This is a genomic window from Duffyella sp. Ts4, assembly GCF_051851875.1.
GTDB lineage: Bacteria > Pseudomonadota > Gammaproteobacteria > Enterobacterales > Enterobacteriaceae > Duffyella > Duffyella gerundensis.
The window spans coordinates 296,545-315,499 of the sequence record NZ_JBLYPN010000001.1 but is presented as its reverse complement, the minus strand read 5'-3'; the positions used below and the strand labels follow the sequence as shown (position 1 = coordinate 315,499).

18 protein-coding genes are annotated in these 18,955 nt (G+C 53.4%); 13 read left to right on the top strand and 5 right to left on the bottom strand.

All coding sequences use genetic code 11. The features are described 5' to 3' along the window. Positions 1 to 151 precede the first annotated feature (151 nt). Positions 152 to 1,030 (top strand): 23S rRNA pseudouridine(2605) synthase RluB, encoded by an 879-nt coding sequence (gene rluB / locus ACJY2L_RS01510; RefSeq protein ID WP_067431002.1) that lies wholly within the window; start codon positions 152 to 154, stop codon positions 1,028 to 1,030. Between the two features lie 29 nt (positions 1,031 to 1,059). Here the strand turns inward: rluB and cobO are convergent, their stop codons facing one another. Both cobO and ACJY2L_RS01500 read right to left on the bottom strand, forming a co-directional pair. Beyond that, positions 1,060 to 1,653: a cob(I)yrinic acid a,c-diamide adenosyltransferase gene (gene cobO / locus ACJY2L_RS01505; protein WP_067430999.1), complete on the bottom strand. Its 594-nt coding sequence runs from the start codon at positions 1,651 to 1,653 to the stop codon at positions 1,060 to 1,062. Then, a complete protein-coding gene (locus ACJY2L_RS01500) occupies positions 1,653 to 2,414 on the bottom strand; it encodes a YciK family oxidoreductase (RefSeq protein WP_439212153.1) in 762 nt (253 codons plus the stop codon). The genes cobO and ACJY2L_RS01500 overlap by 1 nt, the downstream gene beginning before the upstream one ends. A gap of 162 nt (positions 2,415 to 2,576) precedes the next feature. On the opposite strand from ACJY2L_RS01500, the gene sohB reads away from it, so the two are divergent. Then, on the top strand, positions 2,577 to 3,626 hold the full coding sequence (sohB, locus tag ACJY2L_RS01495) for a protease SohB (RefSeq protein ID WP_439212152.1): 1,050 nt from the start codon (positions 2,577 to 2,579) through the stop codon (positions 3,624 to 3,626). Positions 3,627 to 3,654: 28 nt separating this feature from the next. Here sohB and ACJY2L_RS01490 read toward each other — a convergent pair whose 3' ends face one another. Then, positions 3,655 to 3,903 (bottom strand): DUF2498 family protein, encoded by a 249-nt coding sequence (locus ACJY2L_RS01490; protein ID WP_067430996.1) that lies wholly within the window; start codon positions 3,901 to 3,903, stop codon positions 3,655 to 3,657. Positions 3,904 to 4,248: 345 nt separating this feature from the next. Here ACJY2L_RS01490 and topA point away from each other — a divergent pair, with 345 nt between their 5' ends. From topA to acnA, 4 genes are all read left to right on the top strand, one after another. Continuing rightward, on the top strand, positions 4,249 to 6,846 hold the full coding sequence (gene topA, locus ACJY2L_RS01485) for a type I DNA topoisomerase (RefSeq protein ID WP_439212151.1): 2,598 nt from the start codon (positions 4,249 to 4,251) through the stop codon (positions 6,844 to 6,846). A gap of 207 nt (positions 6,847 to 7,053) precedes the next feature. Continuing rightward, positions 7,054 to 8,028, top strand: a complete 975-nt coding sequence (cysB, locus tag ACJY2L_RS01480) for an HTH-type transcriptional regulator CysB (protein ID WP_067430983.1) — start codon at positions 7,054 to 7,056, stop codon at positions 8,026 to 8,028. Between the two features lie 498 nt (positions 8,029 to 8,526). Further along, positions 8,527 to 8,685, top strand: coding sequence for a YmiA family putative membrane protein (locus ACJY2L_RS01475; RefSeq protein WP_071852506.1), 159 nt, complete (start codon positions 8,527 to 8,529; stop codon positions 8,683 to 8,685). A 631-nt stretch (positions 8,686 to 9,316) separates the two neighbouring features. Further along, on the top strand, positions 9,317 to 12,001 hold the full coding sequence (gene acnA, locus ACJY2L_RS01470; protein ID WP_439212150.1) for an aconitate hydratase AcnA: 2,685 nt from the start codon (positions 9,317 to 9,319) through the stop codon (positions 11,999 to 12,001). Positions 12,002 to 12,031: 30 nt separating this feature from the next. Here the strand turns inward: acnA and ribA are convergent, their stop codons facing one another. Next, positions 12,032 to 12,625, bottom strand: coding sequence for a GTP cyclohydrolase II (gene ribA / locus ACJY2L_RS01465; RefSeq protein ID WP_067430978.1), 594 nt, complete (start codon positions 12,623 to 12,625; stop codon positions 12,032 to 12,034). Between the two features lie 227 nt (positions 12,626 to 12,852). On the opposite strand from ribA, the gene pgpB reads away from it, so the two are divergent. The 5 genes from pgpB to yciH all read left to right on the top strand — a co-directional run bounded on the left by pgpB (position 12,853) and on the right by yciH (position 16,493). Next, the gene (gene pgpB / locus ACJY2L_RS01460) at positions 12,853 to 13,620 is read left to right on the top strand and encodes a phosphatidylglycerophosphatase B (protein ID WP_439212149.1); all 768 of its coding nucleotides are present in this window, start codon (positions 12,853 to 12,855) and stop codon (positions 13,618 to 13,620) included. A gap of 138 nt (positions 13,621 to 13,758) precedes the next feature. Next, positions 13,759 to 14,070 (top strand): LapA family protein, encoded by a 312-nt coding sequence (locus ACJY2L_RS01455; RefSeq protein ID WP_439212148.1) that lies wholly within the window; start codon positions 13,759 to 13,761, stop codon positions 14,068 to 14,070. 6 nt (positions 14,071 to 14,076) lie between these two features. Beyond that, positions 14,077 to 15,246, top strand: coding sequence for a lipopolysaccharide assembly protein LapB (lapB, locus tag ACJY2L_RS01450; RefSeq protein WP_439212147.1), 1,170 nt, complete (start codon positions 14,077 to 14,079; stop codon positions 15,244 to 15,246). 207 nt (positions 15,247 to 15,453) lie between these two features. Then, entirely contained in the window at positions 15,454 to 16,173 is a 720-nt protein-coding gene (gene pyrF, locus ACJY2L_RS01445) for an orotidine-5'-phosphate decarboxylase (protein ID WP_439212146.1), read from the top strand. Continuing rightward, positions 16,170 to 16,493 carry a stress response translation initiation inhibitor YciH gene (yciH, locus tag ACJY2L_RS01440; protein WP_187486022.1) on the top strand — a complete coding sequence of 108 codons (324 nt, stop codon included), beginning with the start codon at positions 16,170 to 16,172 and terminating at the stop codon, positions 16,491 to 16,493. Before pyrF ends, yciH begins: the two co-directional genes overlap by 4 nt. A gap of 68 nt (positions 16,494 to 16,561) precedes the next feature. Here the strand turns inward: yciH and osmB are convergent, their stop codons facing one another. Further along, positions 16,562 to 16,780 carry an osmotically-inducible lipoprotein OsmB gene (osmB, locus tag ACJY2L_RS01435; protein ID WP_067430959.1) on the bottom strand — a complete coding sequence of 73 codons (219 nt, stop codon included), beginning with the start codon at positions 16,778 to 16,780 and terminating at the stop codon, positions 16,562 to 16,564. Positions 16,781 to 17,099: 319 nt separating this feature from the next. Here osmB and araD point away from each other — a divergent pair, with 319 nt between their 5' ends. Together araD and kdgT are read left to right on the top strand one after the other, a co-directional pair. Next, the gene (gene araD, locus ACJY2L_RS01430) at positions 17,100 to 17,801 is read left to right on the top strand and encodes an L-ribulose-5-phosphate 4-epimerase (RefSeq protein WP_067430958.1); all 702 of its coding nucleotides are present in this window, start codon (positions 17,100 to 17,102) and stop codon (positions 17,799 to 17,801) included. A 160-nt stretch (positions 17,802 to 17,961) separates the two neighbouring features. Further along, positions 17,962 to 18,945, top strand: coding sequence for a 2-keto-3-deoxygluconate transporter (gene kdgT / locus ACJY2L_RS01425; protein ID WP_264289205.1), 984 nt, complete (start codon positions 17,962 to 17,964; stop codon positions 18,943 to 18,945). Positions 18,946 to 18,955: the final 10 nt, after the last annotated feature.

Genomic DNA, 18,955 nt, shown 5'->3' with positions numbered 1-18,955 from the left:
CTGGTATAGAATATGCCGCCTCTGCGCAGAGCGACGATTCGCCGCGATCAGAGTGCGGTGTGCAATCCCCGGCGTTAATTCCTGCGGAATGACCAAAATTGCCTGAATGTTTTTTCCACGACGCCTGTGAAGGCGACAGCGAGGCAGCTCAATGAGCGAAAAGTTACAAAAAGTTTTAGCGCGCGCGGGCCATGGCTCACGACGCGAAATTGAAACGATGATCAGCGCCGGACGCGTCAGCGTCGATGGCAAAATTGCCACCCTCGGCGATCGCGTTGAAGTCGACAAATCGATGAAAATCCGTATTGATGGGCACATTGTTGCCATCACCGAATCGGCCACGGAAGTGTGCCGTGTGCTCGCTTACTATAAGCCGGAAGGCGAGCTGTGCACGCGCAACGATCCCGAAGGTCGCCCAACCGTATTCGATCGCCTGCCACGCCTGCGCGGCGCGCGCTGGGTAGCGGTGGGGCGTCTCGATGTTAACACCTGTGGTCTGTTGCTGTTCACCACCGATGGTGAGCTGGCCAATCGCCTGATGCACCCAAGTCGTGAAGTTGAGCGTGAATATGCGGTACGCGTTTTTGGCCAGGTTGACGATGATAAAATTCGCCAGCTGAGCCGCGGTGTGCAACTGGAAGATGGTCCGGCAGCATTCAAAACCATCAAGTTTGCCGGCGGTGAAGGCATCAACCAGTGGTACAACGTCACATTGACCGAAGGCCGTAACCGTGAAGTGCGCCGCCTGTGGGAAGCCGTGGGTGTACAGGTTAGCCGTCTGATTCGCGTGCGTTATGGCGATATTCCATTGCCAAAAGGTCTGCCACGCGGTGGCTGGACCGAACTGGAGCTGCCGCCAATTAACTATTTGCGCGAGCTGGTGGATCTGCCTGCGGAAACGGTCACCAAGGTGGCGGTAGAAAAAGATCGCCGTCGCACCAAGGCGAACCAGATTCGCCGGGCGGTGAAACGTCACAGCAATGTCAGCAGCGGTTCGCGTCGCACTAACAGCAACAGCAAACGCGGATAACAAAAAAGGCGCCTTCGGGGCGCCTTTTTTTACCAGTCAATTCCCTGCTGTGCCTGAATGCCGGCATCAAACGCATGTTTGACCGGTCGCATCTCCGTCACCGTATCCGCCAGTTCCAGAATGTCACGATGGCAGCCGCGGCCGGTAATGATCACGCTCTGATGAGCGGGGCGTTGCCGTAATGCCGTGAGCAGCGCGTCCAGCGGCAAGTAATCGTAACTCACCATGTAAGTTAGCTCATCCAGAATCACCAGATCGAGACGCGCATCAGCCAGCATGCGCAGGCCATGTTGCCACACTTCCGCGCAGGCGACGCTGTCCGTTTCCCGGCTCTGTGTTTCCCAGGTAAAACCGGTGGCCATCACCTGAAACTCCACGCCCTGCGGCTCCAGCAGCTGGCGTTCACCGTTTGGCCATTCGCCTTTGATAAACTGAATCACGCCGACGCGCTTGCCATGACCGACCGCCCGCGTAGCCGTGCCGAAAGCCGCGGTGGTTTTGCCTTTACCGTTGCCGGTGAACACCATCACAATGCCGCGCATGTCCGTTGCCGCGGCGATGCGGGCGTCAACCTGATCTTTCAACCGCTGTTGGCGCTGCTGATGACGATCTTCAGCGGCCATTATTCTGCGGCTCCTGGCTTGCGGCCCGGCTGAGCATCAAAGCTGACCCCGCTCTCGTTACGGCTGTCGTCACCCATCAGATAGAGATAAAGCGGCATTAAATCAGCCGGCGTTTTCAGCTTATTGGCGTCTTCCTGTGGAAAAGCGCTGGCACGCATTTTGGTACGCGTTCCGCCAGGATTGATGCAGTTCACCCGTAAATGGCGATCTTTATACTCATCGGCCAGCACCTGCATCATGCCTTCGGTAGCAAACTTGGAAACCGCATAGCTGCCCCATCCGGCGCGACCGGTACGGCCAACGCTTGAGGTGGTAAACACCAGCGAGCCGGCAGCCGATTTCAGCAGTAATGGCAACAGCGCCTGCGTCAGCCAAAAAGTGGCGTCCACGTTAACCTGCATTACTTCGCGCCAGACGTGCGGGTTAATCTCTGACATTGGCGCAATGTCGCCCAGCACGCCAGCGTTATGCAGCAAGCCATCCAGCCGCGGAACTTCAGCGGCAATGCTCGCTGCCAGCGTCTGGCAGGTTTCGGGTGTCGCGCTGTTCATATCCAGCACGAACGTTTTGCCGGATTTGCCGGTTATCGTCGCGATCTCTGCAGCCACCTGGCTGAGCTTTTCACCGTTGCGCCCCAGCAGCAAAACCTCGGCGCCATGGCGGGCATAAGTCAGTGCCGCCTCACGGCCGATACCGTCAGTGGCACCGGTCACCAGAATAATGCGGCCTTCAAGCAGGTTGTTTTTCGGTTGGTAATCCATAGCGGCTCCTCGGCAGATTGCCGTCACGTGAAATTGTTCATGGTGTTCGCTTTATGCCTGAAAAAACCAGGCAGTGCAAACCAGCACAGGGCGCGTGATGTGAAGCGGTCACGCTGTGATAAACTGAAAGACAATTAACAACATGTGCAACAGGGCGGACGAATGGAATTACTTTTCTGGTATGGACTGTTTCTGGCGAAAACCATCACCATTGTGGCCGCTATCGCGGCCATCGCCATTATTCTGGTGAACGTGGCGCAGCGTAAACGCGGCCAGGCAGGACAGCTGAAGGTAGTGCGTATTGGCGATGACTATCGTCATGTCAAAGAGGAGATGACGCTGGCTAAACTGCCGCCGCTGGAGCAAAAAACCTGGCTGAAAGAGCATAAAAAGCGCGAGAAAGAAAAAAACAAGCTGGCTAAGCGCAACGCGAAACAAGGCATTAAGCGTGACAGCACCAAACCTTCACTCTATGTGCTCGATTTCAAGGGCAGCATAGACGCCAGCGAAGTGGCGTCATTACGCGAAGAGATCTCCGCCATCCTTGCCGTCGCCGTACCTGGTGATGAAGTGCTGCTTCGACTGGAAAGCCCGGGCGGCGTAGTGCACGGTTATGGTCTGGCAGCATCACAGTTGCAGCGTTTGCGCGACAGCGGTATTACCTTTACCGCTGCGGTGGATAAAGTGGCGGCCAGTGGCGGTTACATGATGGCCTGCGTGGCCGATCGTATCGTCGCCGCGCCTTTTGCAATTGTTGGATCGATTGGTGTAGTGGCGCAGGTACCTAACTTTAATCGCCTGCTGAAGCGTAACAATATTGATGTTGAGCTGCATACCGCCGGGCAATATAAGCGCACGCTGACCCTGTTTGGTGAGAATACCGAAGAAGGGCGTGAAAAGTTCCGTGAGGATTTAAACGAAACGCATCTGCTGTTTAAAGATTTTGTCCATGAGATGCGTCCATCGCTGGATATTGAGCAGGTTGCCACCGGCGAACACTGGTTTGGACGTCAGGCACTTGAGCTGGGACTGGTCGATGAGATTGGCACCAGCGATACGCTGATCATCTCGCAGCTGGAGCGTTTTGACGTGTTGAGCGTGCGCTATGCTCGTCGCAAAAAAATGTTCGATCGCTTTACGCAGAGCGCAGCCGCCAGCGCCGAACGCTCGCTGCTGAAGCTGTGGCAGCGCGGCGATAAACCGCTGCTGTAATCCATGTTGCCCGGTTCATCGCCGGGCGTTACGCCAGGTGATACTGTTTCGACAGTTCGGTTGCCAGAAATTTATACAGATTAAATACCCGCGTGCTTTTAGCCGTGGGTAATCCCTGTTCATCCAGCCAAAAATTGCCGTTGAACACCAGCACGTCGCCTTTTTGCTCCACGCCATCAACCTGCACACCCGGAAAATAATCGTCGTGCGCTTCAAGCATGGCATTTGCCCGTTCCAGTAATGCTTCACGCGAAAGAGCGGTTGTGGTCAGCATCATTATTGCCTCATTTTTTGACAGTGAAGAGAATCCTTCTATATTACTGGCCGGGTTACACTCGCTCAAATCTGTTTGCTGCTTCGCAGTTTATGGCGCGATTTTAACCTGAGTGCTAATAAGGTTGCGTAACAGATTTTATCAGGTAGAGTGTGGGCGATTCAGGTTCTGGCAGTAAATTTTGTTGTGCTGGAGTTGCATCGCTGTTAAAAGGCATGCCTTTTCAGTAGGTTGGATAAAGACATTTCGTTGTGGTTCTGATGAGGCATCAGATTCCTCTGTACCGCAACCGGTCGTCATCCTTTCATTTCATTTACGGTCAGACGTTATATTCAGGTAAAGGTAATTATGGGAAAAGCTCTGGTAATCGTTGAGTCCCCGGCAAAAGCCAAAACAATCAATAAATATCTCGGCAATGACTTCGTGGTGAAATCCAGCGTAGGTCATATTCGTGATTTGCCGACCAGTGGATCAACAGTTAAAAAGAGCGCTGACTCTACAACCAGTAAACCTGCCAAAAAAGTTAAGAAAGATGAGAAAGCGGCGCTGGTCAACCGCATGGGCGTTGACCCGTGGCATGACTGGGAAGCGGATTATCAAATTCTGCCGGGCAAAGAAAAAGTGGTTGCCGAGCTGAAAGCGCTGGCTGAAAACGCTGACCACATCTATCTCGCAACTGACCTTGACCGCGAAGGGGAAGCCATTGCGTGGCACCTGCGGGAAGTGATCGGCGGTGATGATTCCCGCTTCAGTCGCGTGGTCTTTAACGAAATCACCAAAAATGCCATCCGCCAGGCGTTTGAAAAGCCGGGCGAACTGAACATTAACCGGGTTAACGCACAGCAGGCGCGACGCTTTATGGATCGCGTGGTGGGTTACATGGTTTCCCCTTTGCTGTGGAAAAAAATCGCACGTGGTCTCTCCGCGGGACGCGTGCAGTCGGTAGCGGTACGTCTGGTCGTTGAACGTGAGCGTGAGATCAAAGCGTTCGTTCCCGAAGAGTACTGGGAGCTGGATGCAGATTTCACCACGCCAAAAGGCAGCGATCTGGCCATGCAGGTCACGCATCAGGGCGACAAAGCATTTCGCCCGGTAAACGGTGAGCAGACCCAGGCGGCGTTGAGCCTGCTGGAAAAAGCGCGCTTTACCATTGCCGATCGTGAAGATAAGCCGACCAGCAGCAAACCCGGCGCACCTTTTATTACCTCGACGCTGCAGCAGGCCGCCAGTACCCGCCTGAGTTTTGGCGTCAAAAAAACCATGATGATGGCTCAAAGGCTGTATGAAGCGGGTCACATCACCTATATGCGTACTGACTCAACCAATCTGAGTCAGGATGCGGTAAGCATGGTACGCGACTATATCGGCGACGAGTTCGGTAAAAAGTATCTGCCGGAAGCGGCAAATCATTACGCCAGCAAAGACAATTCGCAGGAGGCACACGAAGCGATTCGTCCTTCTGATGTCAATGTGCTGGCGGAAAGCCTGAAGGATATGGAAGCGGATGCGCAGAAGCTTTATCAGCTGATCTGGCGCCAGTTTGTTGCCTGTCAGATGATGCCTGCGCAGTACGATTCAACGACGCTGACCGTCAATGCTGGTGATTTCAGACTGAAAGCGAAAGGCCGTACGCTGCGTTTTGACGGCTGGACCAAAGTGATGCCAGCGCTGCGCAAAGGCGATGAGGATCGCACCCTGCCGCCGGTCAACGTCGGTGACGATCTCACGCTGGTGCAGTTGACGCCAAGTCAGCACTTTACCAAGCCGCCGGCGCGCTTCAGCGAAGCCTCACTGGTGCGTGAACTGGAAAAACGCGGCATTGGCCGACCGTCAACCTACGCGTCAATTATTTCGACTATTCAGGATCGCGGTTATGTGCGCGTTGAAAGTCGCCGTTTCTATGCGGAAAAAATGGGTGAAATCGTTACCGATCGGCTGGAAGCAAATTTCCGCGAGCTGATGAACTACGATTTTACCGCGCATATGGAAAACAGCCTTGACCAGGTCGCGAACAACGAAGCGAAATGGAAAGGGGTGCTCGACAGCTTCTTCAGCGATTTTAGCCAGCAGCTTGAGCAGGCTGAAAAAGATCCGGAAGAAGGCGGCATGCAGCCGAATGCGATGGTGATGACCACCATCGACTGCCCAACCTGTAGCCGTCAAATGGGTATTCGTACCGCCAGCACCGGCGTGTTTTTAGGCTGTTCAGGTTACGCGTTACCGCCTAAAGAGCGCTGTAAGCAGACGATTAACCTGATTCCTGAAAATGAAGTGCTGAACATTCTTGAAGGTGACGATGCCGAAACCAATGCGTTACGTGCCCGTCGCCGCTGTGAGAAGTGCGGCACCGCCATGGACAGTTATCTGATCGACAACCAGCGCAAGCTGCACGTCTGTGGTAACAATCCTGGCTGTGATGGCTACGAAATTGAGCAGGGCGAATTTCGCATCAAGGGCTACGACGGCCCTATCGTAGAGTGTGAGAAATGTGGTTCTGAGATGCACCTGAAGATGGGGCGTTTTGGTAAATACATGGCCTGCACCAACGAAGAGTGCAAAAACACGCGTAAAATTCTGCGTAATGGCGACGTTGCGCCACCAAAAGAAGATCCGGTACCGCTGCCTGAGTTGGCGTGTGAGAAGTCCGATGCCTACTTCGTGTTGCGTGACGGCGCGGCAGGCGTGTTCCTTGCCGCTAACACCTTCCCGAAATCGCGCGAAACCCGTGCGCCGCTGGTGGAAGAGCTGCAACGCTTTAAAGATCGTCTGCCTGAGAAATTGCGCTACCTGGCCGATGCGCCTGTAGCCGACAAAGAGGGGAATAAGACGGTCGTTCGCTTCAGTCGCAAGACAAAACAGCAGTATGTCAGCTCAGAAAAAGAGGGAAAAGCCACCGGCTGGTCAGCTTTTTTTGTTGATGGCAAATGGCAGGAAGCGAAAAAGTAGCCCTCGCTTAACGTTCGCTAATGAAAAGGCCAGCTTTGCTGGCCTTTTTTTATGGCGCTGCTTATAACAATATCCTCTACATCCAAACGTAAAATGATATAGTCGTTATAGTAAAACCCCACCATTTTGCCTGACCTTTACCCGTCGCCTGCATCATTTCACGAACGGAAAGAGGGCGTGCACTGGACGCTAACCGGGAACACCATTATGAAACTGCAGCAGCTGCGTTATATCGTCGAAGTCGTTAACCACAATCTTAACGTTTCCTCTACCGCTGAAGGGCTTTACACCTCGCAGCCGGGCATCAGTAAACAAGTGCGCATGCTGGAAGACGAGCTTGGCATTCAAATATTTGCGCGCAGTGGCAAACACCTGACGCAGGTTACACCGGCCGGTGAGGAGATTATCCGCATCGCCCGTGAAGTGTTGTCAAAGGTTGAGGCGATTAAGTCGGTAGCAGGCGAGCACACCTGGCCGGATAAGGGATCGCTATACGTCGCCACTACACATACTCAGGCGCGCTATGCGCTGCCAAACGTCATTAAGGGCTTTATCGAGCGCTATCCGCGTGTCTCATTGCATATGCATCAGGGCTCGCCTACGCAGATTGCAGAGGCAGTATCCAAGGGGAATGCCGATTTTGCTATCGCCACCGAAGCGCTGCACCTGTATGACGATTTAATCATGCTGCCTTGCTATCACTGGAACCGCGCTATCGTGGTCACTCCGGACCATCCACTGGCGGCGAAGAGCAAAGTATCAATTGAGGAGTTGGCTGAATATCCGTTGGTAACCTACACCTTCGGCTTTACTGGACGCTCTGAACTGGATACTGCTTTCAATCGCGCCGGCCTGACGCCGAAAATAATTTTTACCGCCACCGATGCCGACGTGATCAAAACTTACGTGCGTTTAGGGCTGGGAGTAGGGGTTATTGCCAGCATGGCAGTCGATCCTGTTGCAGACCCTGACTTAATCCGCATAGAAGCGACAGATACTTTTACCTATAGCACGACCAAAATTGGCTTTCGCCGTAGCACATTCCTGAGAAGCTATATGTATGATTTTATTCAACGTTTTGCACCACACCTGACGCGAGACGTCGTGGATACCGCCGTGGCATTACGATCTAACGATGACATTGAAGCCATGTTCAAAGATATAAAATTGCCTGTCAAATAGAGTTTAGTCAGCATTTCCTTCTTTTCTCAGCCGCTTATGCGGCTTTTTTTATGTCTGGTTGGTCCTAAAGCCCCATTTTCACATCTGTTTTATTAATTTATTGTAAATGAAACATGGCTCACAGGTTTATTCATTGTTGTTTCTTAAATGAGAAATGCAGCACATTTTCCTATGTTCTTTTTTGCAGAAAGCCAGGATAAATCTCATACTCCAGTTATCCGATGTGGCTTAGGTCAGCTACACCGCTAATGCAACAGGGTGGCTCTATTAATAGATGGATCTGATTTTTGTGCCGATTATTTTAATTTAAGTTACGGAGCAATTATGTCGCAGTTAAAGAGCAGCAGTTTACTCAACGATAATTGCCAATTTGATTAATAACGTTAATCGTTGTGTTCAATAAAAATAGCTGGATTTTAATTGGGTAAGAGTTTAGGATTCGTCCTAATTCTTCATCGGTCCTAACAATCGTTTCATTGAGAGTGATTATCAAAAACTATGGCTACCAGAATAACTGTACAACCCGGCTTCCGGGCAAAAAGCACTAAGGTCGAGCGTAGTGGTAACACCCGCCGCAACGCATGGTTATCCGTTTTTGCTGTGTCTGCCCTGTTCTGGGTGGGGATTGCAGTAATGATTTGGCGCTTCTGGGGGTAAATCATGTTGGGACATACGCTGAGTCACAAACCGAAGCAGGCGCGCAATGTTGAAGCCTCTCCCTACTGCAAAGCCAGGGATGCGGACACAGTGAATATACCCCCATCATGGAACCTGAACGAGAAGCAGAGAAATTTCATCGAATCGATGTTCGATGAGAAAGTAAAATAAGCTGTTTGTTATATTTGCCGTAAAGCTAACTGCGCAATGTGGTTAATTTGATTTAAGTAATATTGTTTTCGCTTATAGCGTTTGATGTCCATAAACATCAACACTTCTGGGTCTCTAAAAATCGGTTGGATCGGCGCTAACTGCTTGATTCTGAATGTACGTTTTTTATTGGCCGTATTCCGGCCTGAGCGAGTTATATATGAATCTTACTAAAATTACGTGGTATAGCGCCTGGGCCCTGTCTTGTGCATTCTGGAGTGGCGCTGCAGTTCTGGTAATGTAATTAACACAAATTTTAATAAACGCCCTGCGAGTTATTCGCGGGGCGTTTTTGTTTCTGTCGTTTTATTTAAAAGTGTCAATTTGTGTTGTTATCAAAACGTTAATGACTGTGTGGACTATCTTTATTGTATGCCCTGAGCCTTTAGGGTGAACGCTCGTACAATAATATGGAGGAGCTATGTCGTTATCCCTACACGAAATAAGTCAGGACAGGCTGGATGTGGAAGGTAAGTCTTACCATTACTTTAGCCTGCCGCGTGCTGCTGAGCAGCTGGGCAATGTTGATCGTCTGCCCAAATCCCTCAAGGTCCTGCTTGAAAATCTGCTGCGTTGGCAGGACGGGGATTCCGTTACGGCTGAAGATATTCAGTCGCTGGCAGACTGGCAGCAGACCGCTCATGCCGATCGAGAGATTGCTTATCGCCCGGCACGTGTGTTAATGCAGGATTTTACCGGCGTTCCGGCGGTGGTTGATCTGGCGGCAATGCGTGAAGCCGTTAACCGGCTGGGCGGCGACGTGGCGAAGGTCAATCCGCTCTCCCCGGTCGATCTGGTCATTGACCACTCGGTGACCGTCGACCATTTTGGCAATGACGATGCGTTCGAAGAGAACGTGCGCCTGGAAATGGAGCGTAACCACGAGCGCTATGTGTTTTTGCGCTGGGGACAAAAAGCCTTTAATCAGTTCCGGGTCGTGCCGCCAGGCACCGGCATCTGCCATCAGGTCAATCTGGAATATCTCGGAAAAGCTATCTGGCAGGAAGAGCGCGATGGCGAACATTACGCCTGGCCGGATACGCTGGTAGGCACTGATTCCCATACAACGATGATCAACGCGCTCGGCGTGCTTGGCTGGGGCGTAGGCGGCATCGAAGCCGAGGCAGCAATGCTTGGCCAGCCGGTCTCCATGCTCATTCCGGATGTGGTTGGCTTTAAACTCACCGGCAAGCTACAGCCGGGTATTACCGCGACCGACCTGGTATTAACGGTTACGCAGATGCTGCGCAAGCATGGCGTGGTGGGAAAATTTGTTGAGTTTTACGGGGACGGCCTGGCCGATCTGCCGCTTGCCGATCGTGCCACCATCGCCAATATGGCCCCTGAATATGGCGCAACCTGCGGCTTTTTCCCGGTCGACGAGGTAATGGTGGGCTATTTACGTCTGACAGGCCGTAGCGATGAACAGGTCGCGCTGGTGGAAGCCTATGCCAAAGCGCAGGGCCTGTGGCGTAATCCAGGGGACGAGCCGGTCTTTACCAGCTCATTGTCGCTGGATATGCACGATGTTGAATCCAGTATTGCCGGACCAAAACGTCCGCAGGACCGCGTATCGCTGGGCGATGTGCCTAATGCGTTCAACGCCAGCAACGAACTGGAAGTTAACCGTGCCCAGAAAGCCCATAAGACGGTGAAATGGTCCGACAGTGAAAGCGGACACGAATATGAGCTGGAGGATGGCGCGGTAGTGATTGCCGCCATTACCTCCTGTACCAACACATCCAACCCCAGTGTGTTAATGGCGGCGGGCCTGGTAGCGAAAAAAGCGGTCACACTGGGACTGCGGCGTAAGCCGTGGGTGAAGGCGTCGTTGGCGCCGGGTTCGAAAGTGGTCTCTGATTATCTTGCCAAAGCCCGGTTGACGCCGCATCTCGATAAGCTTGGTTTTAATCTGGTCGGCTACGGCTGCACCACCTGTATCGGTAACTCCGGGCCGCTGCCGGACGCCATTGAAAACGGCATCAAAGAAGGCGATCTCACCGTTGCGGCCGTGCTCTCAGGCAACCGCAACTTTGAAGGGCGAATTCATCCGCTGATCAAAACCAACTGGCTCGCTTCACCGCCGCTGGTGGTGGCTTATGCGCTGGCGGGCAATATGCACATCAACCTGCAAACTGAACCGCTGGGTAACGATCTCAGCGGCAAGCCGGTTTATCTGAAAGATCTCTGGCCGACGCCGGAAGAGATTGCGGAAGCGGTGCAGCAGGTTTCGGTGGACATGTTCCACAAAGAGTATGCCGAAGTGTTCGACGGCACGCCGGAATGGCAGGAGATCAAGGTCAGCGAGGCGGCAACCTACGACTGGGATGAAGGATCAACCTATATCCGTCTGTCGCCGTTCTTTGACGATATGGAAGCGGAGCCTAAGCCGGTGAAAGATATTCGCGGCGCCCGGATTCTGGCTATGCTCGGCGATTCGGTGACCACTGACCATATTTCACCTGCGGGCAGCATCAAAGCCGAAAGTCCAGCGGGACGCTATCTGCAACAGCATGGCGTCGAGCGCAATGACTTTAACTCATACGGTTCACGCCGCGGTAACCATGAAGTCATGATGCGTGGCACCTTTGCTAATATCCGTATTCGCAATGAGATGGTGCCCGGCGTGGAAGGGGGGATAACCAAACATTACCCCAGTGGCGAGCAGCTGGCGATTTACGATGCCGCAATGAAATATCAGCAGGAGAACGTGCCGCTGGCGATCATAGCCGGCAAAGAGTACGGCTCAGGGTCCAGCCGTGACTGGGCGGCAAAAGGGCCACGATTGCAGGGCGTTCGCGTAGTAATCGCTGAGTCTTTTGAGCGTATTCACCGCTCAAACCTGATTGGCATGGGGATTTTACCGCTGGAGTTTCCGCAAGACGTCACGCGTAAAACCCTTAATCTCACCGGGGAAGAGCTGATTGACGTGGAAGATCTGGAAGATTTGCAGCCAGGCTGTACGGTGCGCGTGACCTTAACGCGTTCCGATGGCAGCAAAGAGGAACTGGTGACGCGTTGTCGCATTGATACCGGTAATGAACTGACCTATTACCGTAACGATGGCATCCTGCATTTTGTTATCAGGAACATGCTGAAGAGCTAAAAAAAAAGGCCGGTAACGGCCTTTTTCCTCTTATCCTTTAGGCAACAAATGGCCCATTTTCTCAGCTTTGGTATCGAGATAATGGGCATTCTTAGGATTTCTCCCCACTATCAGCGGCACGCGCTCGACAATATTGATGCCCGCTTCGCTGAGGATCTCAACCTTGCGTGGGTTGTTAGTCAGCAGACGGACCTCATTGACGCCCAACAGCTTGAACATATCGGCGCAGAGGGTAAAGTCACGCTCATCGGCAGCGAAGCCGAGCTGATGGTTAGCCTCAACCGTGTCGTAACCCTTATCCTGCAACGCATAGGCGCGGATCTTGTTTAACAAGCCGATATTGCGACCTTCCTGACGATGATAAAGCAGCGCACCGCGACCCTCTTCAGCGATGGCGGTCAGCGCCGCTTCCAGCTGAAAGCCGCAGTCACAGCGCAAGCTGAACAGCGCATCACCAGTCAGACACTCGGAGTGGATACGCGCCAGCACTGGCTCATTGTCGTTGATATCGCCATAAATCAGGGCAACATGGTCGTGCCCGGTGGCCAGTTCTTCAAATCCAACCATCAGGAAATCTCCCCATGGCGTTGGCAGTTTGGCTTCTGCCACCCGTTTCAGCTGCATGTAACTCTCCAGAACCTTGATCTGTTGCGCTATCATAATGATAACGCTTGCAGGCCCGACTGACCTGAATGATGGCGGCTATTTTGCCATAACCACTATTGTAAGGGGTAACCTGTATCAGCGATTGTAGTGATAAAGCACAATTATCCAAGTGGTATTCGTTATGTTATTATTTTTTAAGCTATTGTATTGCTTTGCAGATTTTTTGCCATCACCAAGGAGCTCGGATGTTTGACATCGCCAGGCGAACCGCTTTGGGCGCATTGCTGTTGCTGATCATACCGCTGGTGGTATGGCTGTCAGGTTGGCAATGGCAGCCGGGACATAATACTTTTTGGCTGAAAGGCCTGTTCTGGATGACTGAAACCGTGACCCGCCCATGGGGTATCATCACCTTTATCCTGCTGACCGCCTGGTTTTTATGGTGTTTACGCTTTCGCCTCAAACCCGCGCTTTTCCTTGTCGCTATTATGCTTGCAGCCATTATGGCGGGCCAGTACACCAAATCTTTCATTAAGGAGCGCGTGCAGGAACCGCGGCCTTATGTACTTTGGCTGGAGAAAACGCACGGCGTCAATGAAGAGACGTTCTATCAGCTCAAGCGCAAGGCGCGTGGCGAAATGGTCACGAACCTGTTGCAGGATGACAAGCAGCTTCCAGGATGGCTAAAACAGCACTGGGCATTTGAAACCGGCTTTGCTTTTCCATCTGGTCATACCCTGTTTGCCGCCAGCTGGGCGTTGTTGGGCGTAGGACTACTGTGGCCGCGTCGCCGCACCTTCACTATCGTGGTACTGCTGCTGTGGGCTACCGGCGTGATGGTCAGCCGTATGCTGCTGGGCATGCACTGGCCGCGTGATTTGATCGTGGCCACGCTGATAAGCTGGCTGCTGGTTACCCTCGCCGTATGGCTGGCGCAAAGAGTGTGTGGCCCGCTTACCGTGCCGGTTGAAGAGTCGCAGGAGATAAATCAGCGGGAAGAGCAGGGCAAGTGATTGCATTGACACATTTCGCCCCCAAATAATTCAGGCAGCCAGGAAAGGAAAAGCGCGCGCTGCGGATGATGACATTGCAGCATCCGCCGCGCTTTTTTGGCATAATTCTTTTAGTTACCATTCCATACGGGAAGAAACGTGAAATATTTGCTGATTTTTTTAGTCGTGCTGGTCATTTTTATTATTTCCGTCACGCTTGGCGCACATAACGATCAGGTGGTCACCTTTAACTACCTGCTCGCACAGGGACAGTTCAGCATCTCTACGCTTCTGGCGACTTTGTTTGCCGCGGGCTTCCTGCTTGGCTGGGCGATATGCGGCCTGTTCTGGCTGCGCGTGCGCGTCTCGTTGGGCCACACACAACGTAAGCTAAAACGTCTGCAACAGCAGACCAGCCAGCAGAACGAATCGAAATCTGCCGCCTCGCGCAGTGTTGTGGTCAAGGAATAACCTCTTATGTTGGAATTGCTATTCCTGCTCCTTCCCGTTGCCGCTGCTTACGGATGGTATATGGGCAGACGAAGCGCACAGCAGGATAAGCAACAGGAAGCGAGCCGCCTGTCGCGGGATTACGTGACGGGGGTTAACTTCCTGCTCTCAAATCAGCAGGACAAAGCGGTCGATCTGTTTCTCGATATGTTGAAAGAGGACAGCGGCACCGTGGAAGCGCACCTGACGCTGGGCAACCTGTTTCGTTCGCGCGGCGAAGTGGATCGCGCCATCCGCATTCACCAGTCTTTAATGGAAAGCGCCTCGCTGAACTACGATCAGCGCTTGCTGGCAGTGCAGCAGCTGGGCCGCGACTATATGGCCGCCGGTATGTATGACCGCGCGGAAGATATGTTTACCCAGTTGACCGATGAAACTGAGTTTCGCGTCAGCGCCCTGCAACAGCTGCTGCTGATTCATCAGGCAACCAGCGAATGGCAGCAGGCCATTGACGTCGCTGAGCGGCTGGTCAAGCTCGGTAAAGATAAGCAGAAGATGGAGATTGCGCACTTTTACTGCGAGCTGGCGCTGCAGGCGATGGGCAGTGACGATCTTGAACGGGCGATGAGCCTGTTGAAAAAGGGCGAGGCGGCCGATCGGCAGAGCGCACGCGTGTCCATTATGATGGGCCGTATTCTAATGGCGCAGGAAGAGTTTACCAAAGCTACCGGTTTCCTGCAGCGCGTGATTGAGCAGGACAAAGAGCTGGTGAGCGAAACGCTGCCGATGCTGGAAACCTGTTATGGCCATTTGCAACGTGCCGATCAGTGGGCGGAATATCTGCAGCGCTGCGTGGAAGAGAACACCGGCGCGGCAGCCGAACTTTATCTGGCGGATATTGTGGAAGCACAAGAAGGCGCAGAAACCGCCGAAGCCTATGTAAACCGCCAGTTGCAACGCCATCCCACAATGCGTGTTTTCCATCGTCTGATGGATTTTCACCTGCAGGAGGCTGAAGACGGTCGCGCGAAAGAGAGCCTGATGGTGCTGCGCGATATGGTTGGCGAACAGATTCGCACCAAGCCGCGTTATCGCTGTCACAAGTGTGGTTTTACCGCGCATGCGCTTTACTGGCACTGTCCTTCGTGCCGCGCATGGTCCTCGGTAAAACCGATTCGCGGGCTGGATGGGCAATAATGTTGCCCATTTTTTTAATGGCTAATCTAGTTACAACATACTATTTGGCACAGGCAAGATTATCCTTACTCCGGAGCACAGGTCGCCTAATAGTCTGGCAAAAGAACAACGGTGACCGGCCGTTGCAACGTTGTCACAGGGTGGTGACCGCAGGTAGAATGCTGCCGTTTATCAATGCGCCCGCCGGTGCTCAGCCAAGGACAATTCATGACTTCACCTGCTCCGATCACTTCACCGATTCTGGTCGCTCTCGATTATGCCGATCGCGACCGTGCGCTGGCCTTTGTGGATGGCATCGATCCGCGCAGTTGCCGTCTGAAAGTGGGTAAAGAGATGTTTACCCGCTTTGGCCCTGACTTTGTCACCACACTGCAGCAGCGTAGCTTCGAGATTTTCCTCGACCTTAAATTCCATGATATTCCCAACACAACCGCGCACGCCGTTGCCGCAGCGGCCGATCTTGGCGTCTGGATGGTCAATGTGCATGCCAGCGGCGGGGCGCGCATGATGACGGCGGCCAAGGAGGCGCTGCTGCCATTTGGCAAAGATGCGCCGTTGTTGATCGCCGTTACCGTACTCACCAGTATGGAAAGCAGCGATCTGCTTGATCTGGGCATTCAGGCGTCACCGGCAGAATATGCCGGACGTCTGGCACGGCTGGCACAACAAAATGGCCTGGACGGCGTAGTGTGCTCGGCGCAGGAAGCCGCAACGTTCAAAGCAGAGCTGGGCAGCGCATTCAAGCTGGTAACGCCAGGGATTCGTCCAGCGGGCAGCGAGGCTGGCGATCAGCGTCGCATCATGACGCCGGTGGATGCGCAGCGCGCCGGCGTGGATTACATGGTCATTGGACGCCCGATCACCCAATCCACCGAGCCGGCCGCTACACTGAACGCTATTCTGGCATCGTTACAGGAGGCAAAATGAGTCGCGACAATCCTCTGGTATATTCAACCGACAGCGGCCGTATCGATACACCAAAAGCAGCACCGGTGCGGCCCAAAGGTGACGGTATTGTGCGTATTCAGCGGCAAACCAGCGGACGCAAGGGCAAGGGCGTCTGTTTGATCACCGGCCTCGATCTGGATGATGCGGCGCTGAGCACGCTGGCCGCCGAGCTGAAAAAGAAATGCGGCTGCGGTGGCGCGATTAAAGACGGCGTCATCGAAATCCAGGGCGATAAGCGCGATCTGTTGAAAAGCCTGCTGGAAGCGAAAGGGCTCAAGGTTAAGCTGGCGGGCGGATAAAAAAAGGCCACTGATTAGTGGCCTTTTGCTTAGTGTTATTACGCTGTGTGAAGTATCAGGTAAGTGCGTTAGCGGCTGATCTGGTGGCCGATAATGCCGCCTACTGCTGCACCACCTACGGTGCCCAGGCCGCTGCCGTTGGTCAGTACAGAACCGCCGATAGCACCTGCGCCTGCGCCGATTGCCGTGTTGCGATCGCGTTTTGACCAGTTAGAACATCCGCTCAATGAAATGACTAACGTGGTGGCCAAAACCACCGCTGATACGCGTTTAAAATTGATTGTCATCACTACTCCTTTGTTATTGATCTCAGAGACAACACCACAAGTATAGATGGTCTTCTGTTTCTCTTATTCCGCTCTGTGTATAATTTTTCATTATGTGCGCATAAGCCAGGCATAACGCGATAATGTCATATCCTGTGCACAGGTAGCTGACCCGAGTATTGTAGGTTTTCCGCTTCGCCTGAACAGGTTAAAAACTCTCAATTTCCATCACAGTTTCCTCTCATCAGCGACTTTCCAACGGCATTACAGCCAGTCAATCCATATTCTCTAGGCTCGCTTCAGGCAACACTGTTGCTGTTTATTTGCAAGGAGAAACAGGATGCTGGAACAACTGAAAAAGCAGGTGCTCGAGGCAAATCTGGCCTTACCGGAGCACAATCTGGTGACCTTTACCTGGGGTAACGTTAGCGAGATAGACCGCGCCTCTGGGCTGATGGTGATCAAACCCTCTGGTGTGAAATACAGTGAGATGACGGAAGCCGACATGGTGGTGGTTGAAGTGGAAACCGGCCGCGTAGTGGAGGGCACAAAACGTCCTTCTTCTGATACCGATACCCATCGTGCACTCTATCTGGCCTGGCCAGAAGCAGGCGGAATTGTCCATACCCATTCCCGACATGCGACCATCTGGGCACAGGCCGGACGCGATATTCCTGCCTGGGGCACCACGCACGCCGATGATTTTTACGGCACCATTCCCTGTTCACGAGCCATGCGTGATGATGAAATCATTGAGCGCTATGAGTGGCAAACCGGGCAGGTGATCATTGAGACGCTGCGCGAACGGCAGATCGATCCGCTGGCGATTCCTGCCGTGCTGGTCAATTCACACGGGCCTTTTGCCTGGGGAAAAAGTGCGCAGGATGCGGTGCACAGCGCGGTAGTGCTGGAAGAGGTGGCCTACATGGCTCTGTTCAGCCAGCAACTGACGCCGCAGCTGCCCGCCATCAATCCGGCTCTGCTGGATAAGCACTATTTGCGCAAGCACGGCAAAGATGCCTGGTACGGTCAAAAGGAGTGACTGGCCTTTCAAAATGGCAGATCTATAAAAATGAAACGTTGTTTTAAAAATATCGACCAGATCACTTTTGCTGCGTGACTATTCCGCTATCTTGCTTTCACCGCCCATCCGGGCCTCTGCAACCGACGACGTCGTCTTGCTGAATCAAGGTGAAAACAAAATGCATATCAAACGCGCGATTGACAAAATCCCTGGCGGCATGATGTTAGTGCCGCTGTTCCTTGGTGCTCTCTGCCACACGCTTGCGCCCGGTGCCGGCAAATATTTTGGCTCATTTACCAACGGCCTGATTGGCGGCACGGTACCGATTCTGGCGGTATGGTTTTTCTGCATGGGCGCGTCGATCAAGCTCAGCGCTACCGGCACCGTGCTACGCAAATCCGGTACGCTGGTGGTGACAAAAATTGCCGTGGCCTGGATCGTCGCCGCGGTTGCATCGCGGTTGATTCCGGAGAATGGCTTTGAGGTCGGCATGCTGGCGGGCTTGTCCACCCTGGCGCTGGTTGCGGCAATGGACATGACCAACGGCGGCCTCTACGCCTCGGTGATGCAACAGTATGGCACCAAAGAAGAGGCGGGCGCCTTTGTTCTAATGTCGCTGGAATCGGGCCCGCTGATGACCATGGTTATTCTTGGCACCGCCGGTATCGCCTCTTTTGAACCACACGTGTTTGTTGGCGCGGTACTGCCATTTGTGATTGGCTTTGCGCTGGGTAACATCGATCCTGAACTGCGCGAGTTTTTCAGCAAGGCGATTCAGACGCTGATCCCTTTCTTCGCCTTTGCCCTTGGCAACACCATCGACCTGACGGTCATCGCACAAACCGGTCTGCTCGGTATCATGCTCGGCCTGGCGGTCATTGTGGTCACTGGCATCCCACTGATTTTCGCCGACCGCTGGATTGGCGGCGGTGACGGCACCGCAGGGATCGCCGCCTCCAGTTCCGCTGGTGCCGCGGTAGCCACGCCGGTGCTGATTGCTGAAATGTTGCCGCAGTTTAAGGCGGTAGCGCCCGCTGCCACCGCGTTGGTCGCGACGTCGGTGATTGTCACTTCGATTTTAGTGCCGATACTCACCGCGCTCTATTCACGACGCATTAAGCGTCTGCAAGTGGCCTCGGCGCAGCATGCCGCAATAAAATAGCCGTGCTAAT